This is a genomic window from Mesorhizobium tamadayense, from assembly GCF_003863365.1.
In the GTDB taxonomy this organism is placed as follows: domain Bacteria; phylum Pseudomonadota; class Alphaproteobacteria; order Rhizobiales; family Rhizobiaceae; genus Mesorhizobium; species Mesorhizobium tamadayense.
The window spans coordinates 46,062-59,294 of record NZ_RQXT01000039.1 but is presented as its reverse complement, the minus strand read 5'-3'; the positions used below and the strand labels follow the sequence as shown (position 1 = coordinate 59,294).

The following is a 13,233-nucleotide window of genomic DNA, read 5'->3' as shown; positions in this document are numbered from 1 at the left end:
GGTTCGAAGGCAACGCGCGGAGCGCTGGGCGTGGCTTCGGTCATGCCCGCCGGCTGAGCGCCGGCGAGCATCGACATCGAGTCTCACTTGGCTCCCGCCGTGCCTCTGCCGTTGTCGCCTCGGCCGTGGTCGCCCCTGTCATGGCCATGGCTTTCGCCGCCCAGGCAATTGGCGTCGCCGACGCCGCAGCAGCGGCCGGCCCAGAGCTTGTTGGTCGGCGTGTTGTCGCATTCGTAGATCTGCTGGCCGGCCATCGCGGAGCCGCCCAAGGCCGATACGGCGACAGCGGCAAGAAGCGCATTGCGAAGGATCTTGGTCATCTGAATTCTCCATGTTGTGGTTTCGTCTGCAACCCTGTGTCGCCTGACGAGACTGATTGGTTCATGAAGCGTTCAGAAAATTCGTGATTGCCGGCAGCTCGCGCCTCCCGATCGGAACCGGCGACCGCGAAACAGCGGCGCATCATTCCTCTCGTTCAGGCTTGAACCGCCGCACCACCACCTCGAACACGATGTCCGAAATCCACATGGCCGAGACGCCGATGAGGAAGGCGGCGGCTAAAGTGGTGGTGTCGTCGGCGGCATCCGGCATCGGCAGGCCGGTCGCCTGAGCCCAGGCGACCACGGGCAGCGTCAGATAGGCGGCGGCTATAGAGGCGGAATTCCTCGAACCAGGCGTGCAGCGTCGAGAACACCTTGAAGCGGCCGGACTGCATGCGGTCGAGCATCTCCATCAGCCCGGCCTCGACCGAGACCGAGCCGTCCGGAAAGCGAGCGTGACTGGTCAGCATGTTCAGCCCATACGCGGCATATTGCGAGTTGCGAGCGCAACTCCGGCGCCTTCCAGCGTCTCGCGGCGGCCGTCGCGCGGCCAGGCGAAGGGCAGCCACTCGCCCCAGGCTTTGAGCGCCAGCGCCTGCATGGCCGGCGTCTGCTGGGCGGCGCGGTGAGCCTTGGTGAGGTAGACGATATCGGCCTCGGTGTCCCAGGCAAGCTCGACGGCGGCCGAGGGATGATCCCAGCCGAAATCGAGCGCGCCGATCCGCGGCCACCAGCGCGGCAGCCGGAACGGTTCGCAGGCAATCATCTCCTCCGGCACCGGAAAGATGCGGCCGGAGCCCAGCACCGGAATGCCTTTGGCACGCGCCTCACGCTCATGCTCTGGATAGGCGGCGACGATCGCGGCCCGCTGCTCGGGGCTGTAGTGCCCGGCATCGTCGATGGTCATGAAGGTGACGTGTCGGGACATTGATCGGTCCTTTCCTTCTCCCCTTGTGGGACAAGGTGGATCGGCGCGCAGCGGCGAGACGGATGAGGGGTGTTGGACGGAATGAGGCGTTGGCGATCCGTTCGCCATCTTGGCAGCGTACTTGCCAAGCTGAAACACCCCTCATCCGACCTCGCTTCCCGAGGCCACCTTCTCCCACGGGAGAAGGGGAGTTGGCGCTCACGTCGCGATGTCGTTGACCGGCGCCAGCGGAGCCGGGAGGTTGGTCTCGCCCAGTCCACGTCGCAGCTCGATCTCGATGTCGCGGCAGATTTGCGAGATGGGCACGTCGTTGGCGTTGCCTTCGAACGGGTTGGCGCTGCTCTCGCCGACCAGGTCGAGCGACATGTAGGCCCAGCCCAGCAGCGCGCTGAACGGGATCGTCAGCCAGATCGCGACAGCACCGAGCACGCCGCCCAGCTTGGCCATGTCGGCAAACACCGGGACGATGCCGAACGGCAGCAGGGTGCAGAAGATGATCATGAAGATCGTGCTGACGATCGCGTATTGCCGCGGATAGGGATTGTTCTTGATGCGATCGCAGCGCGCCTACTGGTCGTGGAAGTCGCGAACGAGCTTCATAAGCTCCGAATAGACCTGCGTCGGCACGCCGGTGCTCTTGAGCAAGCCGGCGACCTCGGCCGATTGCATATCGAGAAGGGCGATTGCCGGCTGCGGCGATTTCAACACGCCCTCGCCTTCCTCGCCCAGCAGCCTGCGCAGTTCGTCGCCAAGCGACGTCTTGTCCTCCTGGATGTGATATCGCCGCCGCCGGAACTCGATATTGGCTGCTTTCGCTAGAGATTCCCAAGGCATCGGCCGCCGCAGCGAAAAGCGCAGCGCCGTCAGCCAGGCAAGGTGGCGGTAGATGAGCCGCCTCGCCGTCGCGGCATCCGTAAAATCCCTGCAGAGGATGGACCACATCCGGCTGCTCGCGGTGATCTGCGAAAAGGCCTGCAGGGCCTCGTTGCTGCGGGTGAAGACCTGCGAATTCTTGAAGCCGGCGACGAGCGACACGGTAGTGCCGAGCACGAGCACGATCGACCATGGCACCGAGAGCCCCGCGGTGGCCGGAAGGCGGTAGGCGGCGATCGCCAGTCCGCTCACCACGACCATGTAGATGATGCTGCGCCGCGACCAGAGCGCGAAGTCCAGCAATCTATAGGAACGGCCTAAATACATCGGTGTCCGGAAGTCCCTTATGGCAAGCAAATCACGCGGTCGCGTCCATTCGCACCATAAGGGGTGAAAATCGTTTTGACAGCCGGGGCGTGTCGCTTCCCCTTCTCCCTTTTGTGGGACAAGGTGGATCGGCGCGCAGCGGCGAGACGGATGAGGGGTGTTGGACGGAGTGAGACGCTGGCGTTCCCTGGAGCACCCCTCATCCGTCGCCTTCGGCGACACCTTCTCCCGCAAGGGGAGAAGGGGAAGTCAGGGCTTCCCAACCCTCTCCACCTCCGCTGCGCTCAAAAACCTCAGCACCACATCCGACATCCCCAGCAGCGGCGTGAAGGTGACGATCGTTATCCCGCCGGTGGCGTTGGTGCGGGTGAGGCCTTCGGAGTAGATATCAAGCGGCGGCTCCTCGTCGAACCAGACGCCGTGCAGCGTCTCGCTTTCTCGCGGCCTTTTTCGTAGGACTTGAAGGAAAGCACGCTTTCGCCCGCTTGGACGTCTCCGCCACCGCCCCAGCGCACGATAACGCTGTCGAGCGCGCCGGGAATACTGCGGCCCATCACGGTGTCGGCGATCGCGTCTGCCGGGATCATGCCGGTGCCCCAGGCCGCCGCAAGCTGCGGCGGGCCGACCAGCACGCGCTGCGGGTTGTCGCGCGTGCCTTCGCCGGTGACGCCGGCCGCCCAGAGCCGCACGGGCCGGTCGAACACCTCGCCCACCCACCAGTCGGGATAGCGGCCGGTGAGATGCATGGCCCATTCGGCGCCGCCTGCCCTGGTCTTGCCGAGCTGGTTGCCCGCCATGAACAGGCGTTCGCGGTTTGTCGCCCCTGCGGCGTGGAACTCGGCCTGCCTTTCGTAGGCCGGTAGGCCGCGAGCTGGTTGCTACGGCGTCTTCTGTCCAGTTCCTCGAGCAGCGCCAGATAGGTCCGCATCGCCACCGAGGAACGGCCTGAGGCTCGCTTCGAGGCCGTGGATGCGGCTGCGGATCTCCTCATCGCTCAATTGACCCAGACTGTTTTGGTTCGCATCGAGACCCTGCGAGAATTCTTTGGGCAGCATCGTCAGCACGACCTTCAGATACTGCTCGGGCTTTTCCGCCCGCACCGCGGCGATGACGCCGGCGCCGTGGGCGCGGAAATCGGCACGCAGCGCTGCGGCGAAATCATCGCCAAGGGTCTTCTTGGATCGTTTGTGGCGCGCGGTGCGAGTAGCAGCTGACGGCGGCTCGGGCTTGCGCTTCGCCCTTATGGCCCTGGCTGCCATGCGGCGCACCTTGCCCGCGACAGCGTCAGCCACGGTCGGCCACTGCCGATGCTCTGGACCTTGTCCGCGCCTTGCCGGCCTTGCGCGCAGCCTTCTTGAGCGGCTTGGCGCGAAGCGGTTTTGGCGCGACGCCTCCTGGGACCGACCGGCCGGCGCGTGTGCCTTCAGCTTCGCCGTGGCGGCAGCGATCGCCGAATGGTCGAAACCCTGGCGTGGAAAGCCGAAACCGCCGACGGCGTCGACCGGGCCGCCACGCACCATGCCGATGCGCACGCCCGGCGGCACTTCCTCGACGCGACCGGCACGGCGCGGCAGATGCGCGGCCCTCGAACTCGCCGATGGCGCTGACGATCTCGGCGCCGTCATCGGCAATGATGATGGTGGCATAGCGTGGCATGCAGGTTTCCGCAGATTGCAAGTTCAACTGGAAAGGTCGCGTTCCCGCCCACCCCCCTCTAGCCTGCCGGCCATCTCCCGCAAGGGGGGAGATCGGCAGTTTCGCGGACGGTGCTCTTCCTGCAACCTTGTCGGCGAAGGCCGAGGTGAACGGCTAATCTCCCCCTTGCGGGGGAGATGGCCGGCAGGCCAGAGGGGGTGCTGTCCCGCCAGCATTTGTAAGGTGGTGGCCACAAGGCGCGGGGCCACAAAACAAAACCCGCCGGGCGGCGGGTTGTCGGCGCGAATCAGCACCATAAGTAAAATCATAGCATGGCTGCCCTCACCCGGCAACGCCTTCTAGGCAAATTTTCCTAGAGTCGCTTGAGGCGTGCCGCACACGGCGCCAGGCGCTCGCAAAACCCGGCCGCGCAAAAATGGCCTGACCCGTAGTGCATTTTTGTCGGAACCATGGGCAGCCCGAGCGGTTGGCTCCTAGTCGCGACGTAACGAACCCTCTTTCGTTAAGTAAGAACCCCTTCGTCAAGAAAGGAGAAAAATCATGTTGAAATCCATCCTTGCCGCCTCGCTGACGATCGGCCTTGCCACGGCGGCGATGGCCCAGGGTGCCGGCCATATGGGCTCGGGCACCAAAAGCGATACGACCGGCAGCGACCAGACGGTCACGCCCGATTCCGATCGGACGATCGTTCCCAATTCCGTCGATCCGGGCACGACCGGCAGCATCACCAGCGGTCCGGCCTATGACAACATGAATTCGAACGCCGACCGCAACTGCGCGCCAGGCCCGCAGGGTGCCCAGCCCGACGCCAGCAATCTGTCGCCCGGAACCACCGCACCGACCGTCAACGACAATCACTGCGGCAAGTAGCGTTTGAGTTTCGTTGCACCTGAGGGCCGCGGGGTTCGCTCCACGGCCCTTGTCTTTGGCGGTCGCGGTCGCTTGCGGGAACCAGGAGACGCCCCGACCGTTGCAAAAAGAAAAAGGGAGAAACCCGATGGTAGACACCAACACAGCCAATCCGGCAACAGGTAATGGCAAGGGCGCGACGAGCGCCGCTCGAAATAGAAGCGCATCGCGCAGCGCGCGGTCTTCGGGCGCCTCCGAGGCGGCAATGAAGAAGCAGATCGCGGAGTTGAAGCGCGAGGTGACCCGGCTCAACCGCATGCTTTCCGACCAGGCCGAGGAGACGGCTCACGGCTGGTACCAAAGCGCGACCGACCGGGCCTCTGGCTTGTACAGCGGCGCAACGGCCCGCGCCTCGCGGGCGGCAAAGCAGTTGCGCAGCCAGGCGCATAGCGTTTCCGAAACGGTGCAGCACAACCCCGGCACCTTCTCGACCGCGGTCGCGATGGGTGGACTGGTCGGCGTGGCGATCGGCCTTGCCTTGGCCAGAAGCTCGCAGCCGGCCCCCGACTGGCTCCACCGCTGGCAGCGCTGAGGCGCGAGACGGCTTTGCCGTCTCGTCGCTGTCGCTGAGACGTTAGACCATTAGGCACGAGACGGCCCTGCCGTCTCGCCGCCGTCAATATGCCGTCACTCCCCGCCGCGTAGGCCTGCTCGTTTTGCACAGGCTGGTCATTAGCCGGACCTTATGGAATCATTCCGCAGGGGAATCGCGGAGAGCGGGCATGGATAAACCTGCCATGGCATCCGTCTTTCGGATGCGGCATGTGCCAGCAAGCATTTCGGGCGTTCGCAGCCTGGGCCGGGGCCAGGCGGATCCGATCTTCCATTCGAGGCCGCTGGGGGAAGCCATCCGCTTCACCGCCGAGGCCGACGGCCAATACGACCTGAGCGCCGTCGCCATTTCCTACGGCGACCGCTCGACGGCGCCGCTGGGCGCCCGCGAGATCAAGCTGCTCTGGGCCGAATATGGCGAGCGCCTGATGGAGCTGTAGGGCAAGCTCCCGGATCGGAAACGCGCCTCGTGCGTTTTTGAGGCGAGGTCAATGGGAGGAAGCTCCATGAACGTCGCCAATCTGCAACTCGAGGGCCTGCTGATGGCCGTCGCGGCAATCAACCATGTGCTGGTGCGCAAGGGCGTGCTGACGGTCGAGGAGATCGACATCGCGCTGCGCAAGGCCGAGGCCGTCGAGACCGGCGAGGACCGGTCCGAGGGCATGTCGGCGTCGAGCCGCGACGCCGTCAACTTCCCGATCCGCCTGCTCGAGCTCGCCAACCAGTGCCAGCCGGAGGCGGACATGCCGTCCTTCTCGAAGCTGGCGCGCATGGTCGGGCAGATGAAGGAACCGTATAACGACCAGATGTGAGCCGGGCGCGCCTCCCTCGCAATGTCGGCGCCGCCCCTCATCCGCCCTTCGGGCACCTTCTCCCGTGAACGGGAAGAAGGGAAAGCTCACGCCCTGCCCAGCCAGCCTTGGCGGACGGCAAGCACGCTGCCCGGGCCGTGCACCGCGGCGAAGAGCAGGCCGGCGCCAAACGGGAAATGGGACATGAAGGCACCGAACTCGGCCTGGTTCGACGCCCAGTGCGAAGGGCCGTGGAAGGCAAAGCCGAGGAAGATGACATAGACCGCGCCGATCAGAGCCGCCGGGGTCAAGAAGGCGCCAGTAAGAAAGGCGATGACCAGCAGCGTTTCGAGGATCGCGGCGCACCAGGCCAGGAACAGCGGGAACGGGAAGCCGGCGGCGGCGATGTAGCCAGCGGTGGCCCCCATATCCATGAACTTGAACGCTACCCCCATCGCGAACATGGCCGCGAAGATCAGGCGAGCGATGAGAATGGCGGCGGTCTGCCAGGTCGATTGCGGTTCCACGTTTGTCCTCCGGGTTGAAGCGGTTGATGTGCCCCAAGGACGGAGGAAGAGCTAAGGTTCCGACAGGGGTGGGAAATTTGTTTTTGGTGGGGCTAAAATGGCCGACGCTGGCGGGACAGCGCCCCCTCTGGCCTGCAGGCCAGAGGGGGCGCGAAGGAACTCGGCATGCGATTGTCCAGCGCGCCGTGCGCCCCTACCCTGCCTTCGCCTGCGGATGGCTGATCGACTCCCGCACGGTGCCGTAGGCGGCGCCCCAGCGGTCGGTCATGTCGCAGCGTATGTCCCAGAGCTCGGGGAAGAAGCGGTGGCGGGCGCCGCCTTCGAGGATCTCCACCGGCCGGCCCTTCAGCGACTTCGCGCCAAGCCCGATCGAGCGGTGGATGAGATAGAGGTGGTTGGCGCGGAACTTCTGGAACAGCTCATCGAACTCGATCAGCGCCTCGGCCACGACGTAGGCATCGCCATGATCGTAATGGGCATCGTAGATATCCTCGACCGAGAGCCCGCGGCCGTCGAGGTAGGCGTGCTTGAAGGCGCGCCAGAGGTCCGGCGGCAAGCGCAGGATCAGCTTGAAGCCCGGCGATTCCTGGCCGCTGCCGTTGCCGAGCTCGAGGCGGATCTGCTGGTATTCCTTGGGCGACATGGTCTCCAGGAGGTCGAGCTGCGACGTCATCATGCGCACCAGCCGGTGCACGCGGCCCATCAGCGTGACGATGCGGTGCGTGTCCTGCTTTTCCAGATAATCGAGGACATCGACCAGCGTGTAGGCGATGAGCTTCATCCACAGCTCCTCGACCTGGTGCACGATCTGGAACTGCAGCTCGTCGGCATTGACCATGTCGGCGAGCGGCTTCTGGCAGGAAAGCAGCTGGTCGCATTTGAGGTAAACGCCGTAGTCGCGCATTTCGGGCGCCTCGATGCGGGCGTGATAATCCGACTTGTCCATGGCTCATCTCCTCGCGCGGGCGTGGTTCGAGCCCAAGGATAGCGTCTTTGGCTTGAACATTGTTCCTTTCTGTTATCCAATTGGTCGAAATTGGAGGACGATTATCGTCCTTTTCCGCAACATTGGAGAACGGAATATGCTGGATGCGCTCGACCGCAAGATCGTGGCCGCGCTGGAGCGCGACGCGCGCGTCTCCTTCGGCGAGCTCGCCGAGGCGGTGGGCCTGAGCAAGACGCCGTGCTGGAAACGGGTCAAGGCACTAGAAGACGCCGGCGTCATCCGCGGCTATTCCACCCGCATCGATCCGGCGGCGATCGGCTTCGGCATCGAGGCCTTCATCCAGGTGTCGATCGACTTCGAGGTGTCGGACGCCTTCGAGGCGGCGGTGAAGAAGCACCCGCTGATCCGCCGCTGCTACGCCACGACCGGCGAGGCCGACTATCTCTTGCAGATCGTCACCGTCGACATGAGGGCGCTGGACAGGATGCTGCGCGAGGAACTCAGCCGGCTGCCCGGCGTGCGCCGCACCGTGACCTCCATGGCGATGCGCGAGATCAAGGGCGACATCTCGTTCGCGGAAGCGGCGGCGCATGCGCTGAGGTAGTTTCGGAGCGGAACGATCGAGACGTCGGCGTGGAGAAGGAACGCGGCGGCACGGTGTTCACGTCAACAGAGGCTGGCTCTTCACGGCCGCGCGCCGCCTCTTCCCTCTCGGCATCCGCCTTGCGCTTGGGGCACGCCTCGAAATCATGGTCGCGGCCGCCGCAATAGGAGCAGCATTTGGCGGGGGTATCCTGGTGGAGCATCGAGGCCATCCCCAAGAATGCACGAAAAGCTTGCCGGTTGCAGCATTTCGTGAAGTCGCCGCAACCGCTGCTTAGCCCCGATGCCCACGCAATTCCCGGCGGAAATCCTGACGGAAAACCGCGCACACTTTCCTGGAATTGCTTTCAAAGGAGCTCGCCGCTTGCGCGGCGGGCTCCCGTTCAATCACCGCTCACGCGTGTGCGTGCGGATGACGGACGTCCCAGACGGCCCAGGCCGACGCCGCGACCACCAGCACGCCGAGGACGACATGCGTGATCATTACATTCCTGTCGGCGGCGAAGCCCAGCAACCAGGGCGAGGCGATCAGCCAGAGCCCGAGGACCAGATTTACCCATTCTTCCCATTCAGCGAACACCGAAAGCGTTGCCAAGGCCAGAGCGCCGAGCGCAACGCCTACAATCCAGGCGTTCCACGCGGGCACCATTGCCGCGGTAAATCCGATGACCCAAGGTGAGATGAACAGGCAGATCGCGAGGACCAGAGTAATCCAGTCCTTGCTCTTCCGTTCTTCCATCAGTTTGCTTGCCATGACAACCTCCATTGATGAAGCTTGGCCAAGAGCAACTGCAGTCGCGTGCGATACGCACGCTCTGTTAAAAGATGTAATACACTTTTACGAACCTGCAAGGGGAGGCGCTCGGCGGCAGCCGCGCTTGCGCGCTGCCCGGTGCAGACGGCAATACCCCGCCGCCTGCCTCTCAAACGCTGAAGTCGCTGTCGGTCTCGGCGCCGAGCTGCGGCACGACGATGGCCTCGAGCGGCGCCGTCAGCGTCCATTTCATCTCGCCGGGCGATCGTTTTTACGGACCTGCAAGGGAGGGGCCTGCAGCAGCCACGGCTTGCGCGCTGCCCGGTGCCGACGGCAAATATCCCGTCGCCTGCCTCTCAAACGCTGAAGTCGCTTGCGCCCTCGGTGCCGAACAGAGGCACGATGATGGCCTCGAGCGGCGCCGTCAGCGTCCATTTCACCGCGCTGGGCGATCGTTCGAGGCTGGAGGAGCCGCCAAGCGATTGCGGCGCCACCCGCTGCAGCACCACGGTGCCGAAGCCCTTGCGCGCGGTCTCATTAGCCTCGCCGCCAGCATGAGCATTCGACGTCTCGCGCCAGACAAGATGAAACAGGCGCTGCGCCTCGGGCCCGGCCTCGACCGTCCAGGTGATCTCAATGCTGCCGCCCTCGCCCGCCAGCGCGCCGTATTTCGACGAGTTGGTGCCAAGCTCGTGGAAGGCCATGCCGAGATTTTGCACGGCGTTCGACTGCAGCGTCAAAAGCGGGCCGGAAAGCGAGATGCGCTCCTCATGGCCGAACGGTTTCAGATGTTCCTGGATGAGGTCGAAGAGACTGGCGCCTGCCCACTCCGATGTGACCAGAAGATCGTGCGAGCGCGACAGCGCCATGATGCGCGAGCGGATCAGCTCCTCGAATTCGCCGGGGTGGGTGGAGCGCTTGCTGGTCTCCCTGATCATGGATAGGATCACCGCGAACTGGTTCTTCACGCGGTGGTTCACCTCGCGCATCAAGAGCCGGATGCGGCGCTCGCTTTCCTTGGCCGCGCTGATGTCGCGGGCGATCGTGGAAGCGCCGATGATCTTGCCGGAATGGTTCCTGATCGGCGACACCGTTATCGAAACGGCGACCAGGGAGCCGTCCTTGCGCTTCCGAGTCGTGTCGAAGCTTGCCACGCCCTCGCCCCTGCGGATACGGCCGATGATGTCGGTTTCCTCGTCGTGCAGATGCTCGGGGATGAGGATCAGCATCGACCGGCCGATGGCCTCCTCGGCGCTGTAGCCGAACATGCGCTCGGCCGCATGGTTCCAACTGGCGATGATGCTGTTCAGATTCTTGCTGATGATGGCGTCATAGGAGGAATCGACGATGGCGGCCAGCCGCGCATCGGCGCTAGCGTCCTGTCGAAATGTTCCCCCTGTGGTCGTCATGGGCATCAGTTAGAGCGCGATTGAATCAAGGCAACGGCCTAAGCCTTGGAATTATCAGTACTTCCTTCGGCCTTGTGTGTCGACAAGCCGCAGCACGCGGCTTTGATTTGACGCAGTTCCGGGCGGAAAACCGTTTCACACTTTTCCTGGAATTGCTCATCTCTTTGTTTTGACGCAATTCCGGACGGAAAACCGTTTCACACTTTTCCTGGAATCGCGCTAGTTGCGGGCGAGCCCATCCAGCAACTGCAGCCCGATCTCATATTTCGCCGGCGAAACCCCTGCCTGGTGCGCCTGCCAAAGGTTGTCCTTGAGGTCCGCCTCCTTGACGCGCAGCGCGACCTCGTTGGACGCCGCACGGTAGACGAAACCCTGCTCGCTTTCGTCCAGTCTTCTCGTCAGCGCGTCGACAGCTGCGACAACCGAAAAGCCGAAGCCCGCCGCCTCGAGCCGATCGAACGTCCACCCCTCGCCTTTCTCGACCACGTCATGCAGGTAGGCGACGGTTTTCTCATCCAGCGTTTCGACCGCGTCGGCGACGCGTCTCAGATGTTCGATCTAGGGGCGGCCGGTCTTGTCTTTCTGGCCGCGATGGGCCTCCTCAGCGATCTTCGCCGCCTGGTAAAGCATGATCTCTTTCGATCTCTCAATTTGGAAGCCCGCCCCGGCGGGGACATCCGGAGCGGGCTGGATCGGGCTCTGGATACCCAGTCCATCAGCGCGCCCGCGCGGGGGGTGTGCGGGGACTGCGCGCCATGGGAAGAACATCGGCAGCGTCCAAATGTTCCCTCGCCATGTCGCGATTCCAGGGTCCGGCCGAAACAGGAACCTCCAGTGAGTGCCGCCGTTAGCCCTCTACAAGATCAAGGAGGTGACACCATGGATTGGAACCGCGTTGAAGGAAACTGGAAGCAGGTGAAGGGCAAGGTCAAGGAACAGTGGGGCAAGCTCACCGACGACGACCTCGACCGTATCGCCGGCAAGCGCGAGCAGCTCGAAGGCAAGATCCAGGAACGCTACGGCATCGAGAAGGATCGCGTCCGCCGCGACGTCGACGACTGGGCGCGCCGCCAAGGTTGGTAGGCCCGGTTTCCACGATCGATGAAGAGGGACTGGGTCGCAACCCCTCTTCCAGCTCGAAGTCGGTATAAGACTGCTCACACCAACGTCGCGCTGCCCGGTGCTTCAAAGTCGGAAATTTGGATTTTCGAACAAAGCTATTATATTAGTTGACTAAGTGATTCATGGCACGATGAACCGATGGCCAAGAAGAAATCGAAACCGGCCTTGTCCGTCATAGCGACAGCCTCCCGGTCGGAGGCCACCGAAGCCGATTATTTTGCCCGCAAGTGCGGTCTCACCCCTGACGAAGCGCTGCGGATTATGCGCGAGGCGTATGAGGCGTCGGGGAACAAGGTTGCAGACAGCGGAAAGCCGAAGCGCTAGCCTTAGCCTAGCCTTCGCTTGAAAGCTCCGCCAAGCTGGCGAGCTTGGATTTCGCCATTCCCTCTCTCCACCTCTTTCGATTCGGACAGGAAGGCCCGAGGTCTCGACCGATGGCATGGTGATACAATAAGTGACCCGCCGCCCCGGTTCGCCCGCAACTCCACAACATAAACCAGCGTTTAAAAAAGCGGACCACGCTTTCGCCTGTGAAAAGGAGAGAGAGCAATGGTTTTATCAAATATCCTTTATCCGGAGGACTTGGCGATCCTCGTAGCCGCCCTCGATGACTACTGCCGCATATTTCATATTCAAATGGAAAGCGACGAGCGGCTTGAGGCTGCAAGGTGCGCGCTAATTTGGTTTGAGAATGGCTGTCGCGATCCAGCGGCTTTGAGTGAGAGGCTTGCGGCCAGGCGCAAGCAGTCGCCAGAGCCCGCCAGCACCTGCGTGGCCGGCTTTGATGACTAGCAGCCTCCGCGTTCGCGCTAAACTGGAGCACCGAGCCGACCAACCGGCTGTCAGTGCATGGCCGATGAAACATATCGCCGCCTTGACGGTTTCCCGACAAAGGAAGCGTCACATGGCTGGAGACGATCGAAAAGCAGTCTCGCAGATGGAACCCGATGTTGAACTGCACGCCCACCGACCGGCGAGGGATACGGACATCTCGGAGGGCGAGGCTCGCGAGCTGATCAAGCTGATCGGCACCGACTGGCTTTCGCTGCTGCGCGAGGCTCGGTTCCTCAAAAGCCGACACTGAGCCAGCCCGTTAGCCAGGCGACCGATTTTCGCGATTCTTCGCGAGATCCTTCAATGCCTTGAGAAAGATCGGCGCCGCCAGATCGCATTTGTATTTGGACGGTCCATTGGTGTGGATGACGGTCTCGGCCTGCTTCAGAGTCAAGCCGTGCTTTTGGGCGAATTCGAGCGGTTCATAGGCCCGCTCCCAGCCTGGCCCTGTCTTCAGCATCGTGACGGCTTCCTCCCGCGATCGGTTGATACGTGAGGCAACGCATTCGGCTGCACAAGGTTTCAATGGCTTGCAGCTGGCTTTGAGAGCGCTCGTTTCCATATCCTCAGCCTGCGACCGGCACCAATAACGAGGGTCAATAACAAATGATCGTTTTCGGCTTTGTCACGGCTGAAATTCTTTTTGGAACAAGTCGTTTCGGGGCGAATTGAGGCTGACCAA

General features: G+C 63.3%; 18 protein-coding genes and 3 pseudogenes. 9 read left to right on the top strand and 12 right to left on the bottom strand.

What is annotated here, in order from left to right; translation table 11 throughout:
• Positions 1–83: 83 nt before the first annotated feature.
• The 6 genes and pseudogenes from EH240_RS26060 to EH240_RS39205 form a co-directional block, all read right to left on the bottom strand.
• Positions 84–320, bottom strand: a complete 237-nt coding sequence (locus EH240_RS26060) for a hypothetical protein (RefSeq protein WP_125003982.1) — start codon at positions 318–320, stop codon at positions 84–86.
• A gap of 142 nt (positions 321–462) precedes the next feature.
• A pseudogene (locus EH240_RS39225) lies at positions 463–654 on the bottom strand (hypothetical protein); the annotation flags it as partial.
• 138 nt (positions 655–792) lie between these two features.
• Positions 793–1,248, bottom strand: a complete 456-nt coding sequence (locus tag EH240_RS39220; protein WP_245436382.1) for a terminase large subunit domain-containing protein — start codon at positions 1,246–1,248, stop codon at positions 793–795.
• 198 nt (positions 1,249–1,446) lie between these two features.
• Positions 1,447–2,382: pseudogene (locus EH240_RS40345) on the bottom strand (bestrophin family protein).
• A gap of 407 nt (positions 2,383–2,789) precedes the next feature.
• Entirely contained in the window at positions 2,790–3,245 is a 456-nt protein-coding gene (locus EH240_RS26045) for a terminase large subunit domain-containing protein (RefSeq protein WP_281035157.1), read from the bottom strand.
• An 81-nt stretch (positions 3,246–3,326) separates the two neighbouring features.
• Entirely contained in the window at positions 3,327–4,073 is a 747-nt protein-coding gene (locus EH240_RS39205; protein ID WP_245436376.1) for a hypothetical protein, read from the bottom strand.
• A 571-nt stretch (positions 4,074–4,644) separates the two neighbouring features.
• On the opposite strand from EH240_RS39205, the gene EH240_RS26035 reads away from it, so the two are divergent.
• From EH240_RS26035 to EH240_RS26020, 4 genes are all read left to right on the top strand, one after another.
• Entirely contained in the window at positions 4,645–4,974 is a 330-nt protein-coding gene (locus tag EH240_RS26035) for a hypothetical protein (RefSeq protein WP_342634111.1), read from the top strand.
• Between the two features lie 244 nt (positions 4,975–5,218).
• Positions 5,219–5,545 carry a hypothetical protein gene (locus EH240_RS26030; RefSeq protein ID WP_125003978.1) on the top strand — a complete coding sequence of 109 codons (327 nt, stop codon included), beginning with the start codon at positions 5,219–5,221 and terminating at the stop codon, positions 5,543–5,545.
• A gap of 190 nt (positions 5,546–5,735) precedes the next feature.
• Positions 5,736–6,005, top strand: a complete 270-nt coding sequence (locus tag EH240_RS26025) for a hypothetical protein (RefSeq protein WP_125003976.1) — start codon at positions 5,736–5,738, stop codon at positions 6,003–6,005.
• A gap of 66 nt (positions 6,006–6,071) precedes the next feature.
• Entirely contained in the window at positions 6,072–6,377 is a 306-nt protein-coding gene (locus tag EH240_RS26020) for a hypothetical protein (protein ID WP_040975155.1), read from the top strand.
• Between the two features lie 86 nt (positions 6,378–6,463).
• On the opposite strand, the gene EH240_RS26015 is transcribed toward EH240_RS26020, so the two are convergent.
• Complete coding sequence (locus EH240_RS26015) at positions 6,464–6,883, bottom strand: DoxX family protein (RefSeq protein WP_125003974.1); 420 nt, start codon at positions 6,881–6,883, stop codon at positions 6,464–6,466.
• A gap of 193 nt (positions 6,884–7,076) precedes the next feature.
• The gene (locus tag EH240_RS26010; protein WP_125003972.1) at positions 7,077–7,829 is read right to left on the bottom strand and encodes a tryptophan 2,3-dioxygenase family protein; all 753 of its coding nucleotides are present in this window, start codon (positions 7,827–7,829) and stop codon (positions 7,077–7,079) included.
• A gap of 136 nt (positions 7,830–7,965) precedes the next feature.
• On the opposite strand from EH240_RS26010, the gene EH240_RS26005 reads away from it, so the two are divergent.
• Positions 7,966–8,433: an Lrp/AsnC family transcriptional regulator gene (locus tag EH240_RS26005; protein ID WP_125003970.1), complete on the top strand. Its 468-nt coding sequence runs from the start codon at positions 7,966–7,968 to the stop codon at positions 8,431–8,433.
• A 393-nt stretch (positions 8,434–8,826) separates the two neighbouring features.
• Here EH240_RS26005 and EH240_RS26000 read toward each other — a convergent pair whose 3' ends face one another.
• The 3 genes and pseudogenes from EH240_RS26000 to EH240_RS25990 all read right to left on the bottom strand — a co-directional run bounded on the left by EH240_RS26000 (position 8,827) and on the right by EH240_RS25990 (position 11,225).
• Positions 8,827–9,186, bottom strand: coding sequence for an SPW repeat protein (locus EH240_RS26000; protein WP_125003968.1), 360 nt, complete (start codon positions 9,184–9,186; stop codon positions 8,827–8,829).
• 356 nt (positions 9,187–9,542) lie between these two features.
• Positions 9,543–10,601 carry a sensor histidine kinase gene (locus tag EH240_RS25995; RefSeq protein WP_245436374.1) on the bottom strand — a complete coding sequence of 353 codons (1,059 nt, stop codon included), beginning with the start codon at positions 10,599–10,601 and terminating at the stop codon, positions 9,543–9,545.
• 213 nt (positions 10,602–10,814) lie between these two features.
• A pseudogene (locus EH240_RS25990) lies at positions 10,815–11,225 on the bottom strand (HD domain-containing protein).
• Positions 11,226–11,474: 249 nt separating this feature from the next.
• Here EH240_RS25990 and EH240_RS25985 point away from each other — a divergent pair.
• The 4 genes from EH240_RS25985 (at position 11,475) to EH240_RS25970 (ending at position 12,801) form a co-directional block, all read left to right on the top strand.
• A complete protein-coding gene (locus tag EH240_RS25985) occupies positions 11,475–11,678 on the top strand; it encodes a CsbD family protein (RefSeq protein WP_125003966.1) in 204 nt (67 codons plus the stop codon).
• Positions 11,679–11,855: 177 nt separating this feature from the next.
• Positions 11,856–12,041: a hypothetical protein gene (locus tag EH240_RS25980; RefSeq protein WP_125003964.1), complete on the top strand. Its 186-nt coding sequence runs from the start codon at positions 11,856–11,858 to the stop codon at positions 12,039–12,041.
• Positions 12,042–12,266: 225 nt separating this feature from the next.
• On the top strand, positions 12,267–12,509 hold the full coding sequence (locus EH240_RS25975; RefSeq protein ID WP_125003963.1) for a hypothetical protein: 243 nt from the start codon (positions 12,267–12,269) through the stop codon (positions 12,507–12,509).
• Between the two features lie 64 nt (positions 12,510–12,573).
• Complete coding sequence (locus EH240_RS25970; RefSeq protein WP_125003961.1) at positions 12,574–12,801, top strand: hypothetical protein; 228 nt, start codon at positions 12,574–12,576, stop codon at positions 12,799–12,801.
• Between the two features lie 9 nt (positions 12,802–12,810).
• Here EH240_RS25970 and EH240_RS25965 read toward each other — a convergent pair whose 3' ends face one another.
• Positions 12,811–13,011: a hypothetical protein gene (locus tag EH240_RS25965; RefSeq protein WP_125003959.1), complete on the bottom strand. Its 201-nt coding sequence runs from the start codon at positions 13,009–13,011 to the stop codon at positions 12,811–12,813.
• Positions 13,012–13,233: the final 222 nt, after the last annotated feature.

Bases quoted from the DNA above. Each gene is read 5' to 3' on its own strand.
- EH240_RS26030 (WP_125003978.1), top strand. From the start codon at position 5,219: ATGAAGAAGCAGATCGCGGAGTTGAAGCGCGAGGTGACCCGGCTCAAC.
- EH240_RS39220 (WP_245436382.1), bottom strand. From the start codon at position 1,248: ATGTCCCGACACGTCACCTTCATGACCATCGACGATGCCGGGCACTAC.
- EH240_RS26060 (WP_125003982.1), bottom strand. From the start codon at position 320: ATGACCAAGATCCTTCGCAATGCGCTTCTTGCCGCTGTCGCCGTATCG.
- EH240_RS26035 (WP_342634111.1), top strand. From the start codon at position 4,645: ATGTTGAAATCCATCCTTGCCGCCTCGCTGACGATCGGCCTTGCCACG.
- EH240_RS25970 (WP_125003961.1), top strand. From the start codon at position 12,574: ATGAAACATATCGCCGCCTTGACGGTTTCCCGACAAAGGAAGCGTCAC.
- EH240_RS25995 (WP_245436374.1), bottom strand. From the start codon at position 10,601: ATGCCCATGACGACCACAGGGGGAACATTTCGACAGGACGCTAGCGCC.
- EH240_RS26010 (WP_125003972.1), bottom strand. From the start codon at position 7,829: ATGGACAAGTCGGATTATCACGCCCGCATCGAGGCGCCCGAAATGCGC.
- EH240_RS25965 (WP_125003959.1), bottom strand. From the start codon at position 13,011: ATGCTGAAGACAGGGCCAGGCTGGGAGCGGGCCTATGAACCGCTCGAA.
- EH240_RS26005 (WP_125003970.1), top strand. From the start codon at position 7,966: ATGCTGGATGCGCTCGACCGCAAGATCGTGGCCGCGCTGGAGCGCGAC.
- EH240_RS26045 (WP_281035157.1), bottom strand. From the start codon at position 3,245: ATGGCGGGCAACCAGCTCGGCAAGACCAGGGCAGGCGGCGCCGAATGG.
- EH240_RS25975 (WP_125003963.1), top strand. From the start codon at position 12,267: ATGGTTTTATCAAATATCCTTTATCCGGAGGACTTGGCGATCCTCGTA.
- EH240_RS26000 (WP_125003968.1), bottom strand. From the start codon at position 9,186: ATGGCAAGCAAACTGATGGAAGAACGGAAGAGCAAGGACTGGATTACT.
- EH240_RS26020 (WP_040975155.1), top strand. From the start codon at position 6,072: ATGAACGTCGCCAATCTGCAACTCGAGGGCCTGCTGATGGCCGTCGCG.
- EH240_RS26025 (WP_125003976.1), top strand. From the start codon at position 5,736: ATGGATAAACCTGCCATGGCATCCGTCTTTCGGATGCGGCATGTGCCA.
- EH240_RS39205 (WP_245436376.1), bottom strand. From the start codon at position 4,073: ATGACGGCGCCGAGATCGTCAGCGCCATCGGCGAGTTCGAGGGCCGCG.
- EH240_RS25980 (WP_125003964.1), top strand. From the start codon at position 11,856: ATGGCCAAGAAGAAATCGAAACCGGCCTTGTCCGTCATAGCGACAGCC.
- EH240_RS25985 (WP_125003966.1), top strand. From the start codon at position 11,475: ATGGATTGGAACCGCGTTGAAGGAAACTGGAAGCAGGTGAAGGGCAAG.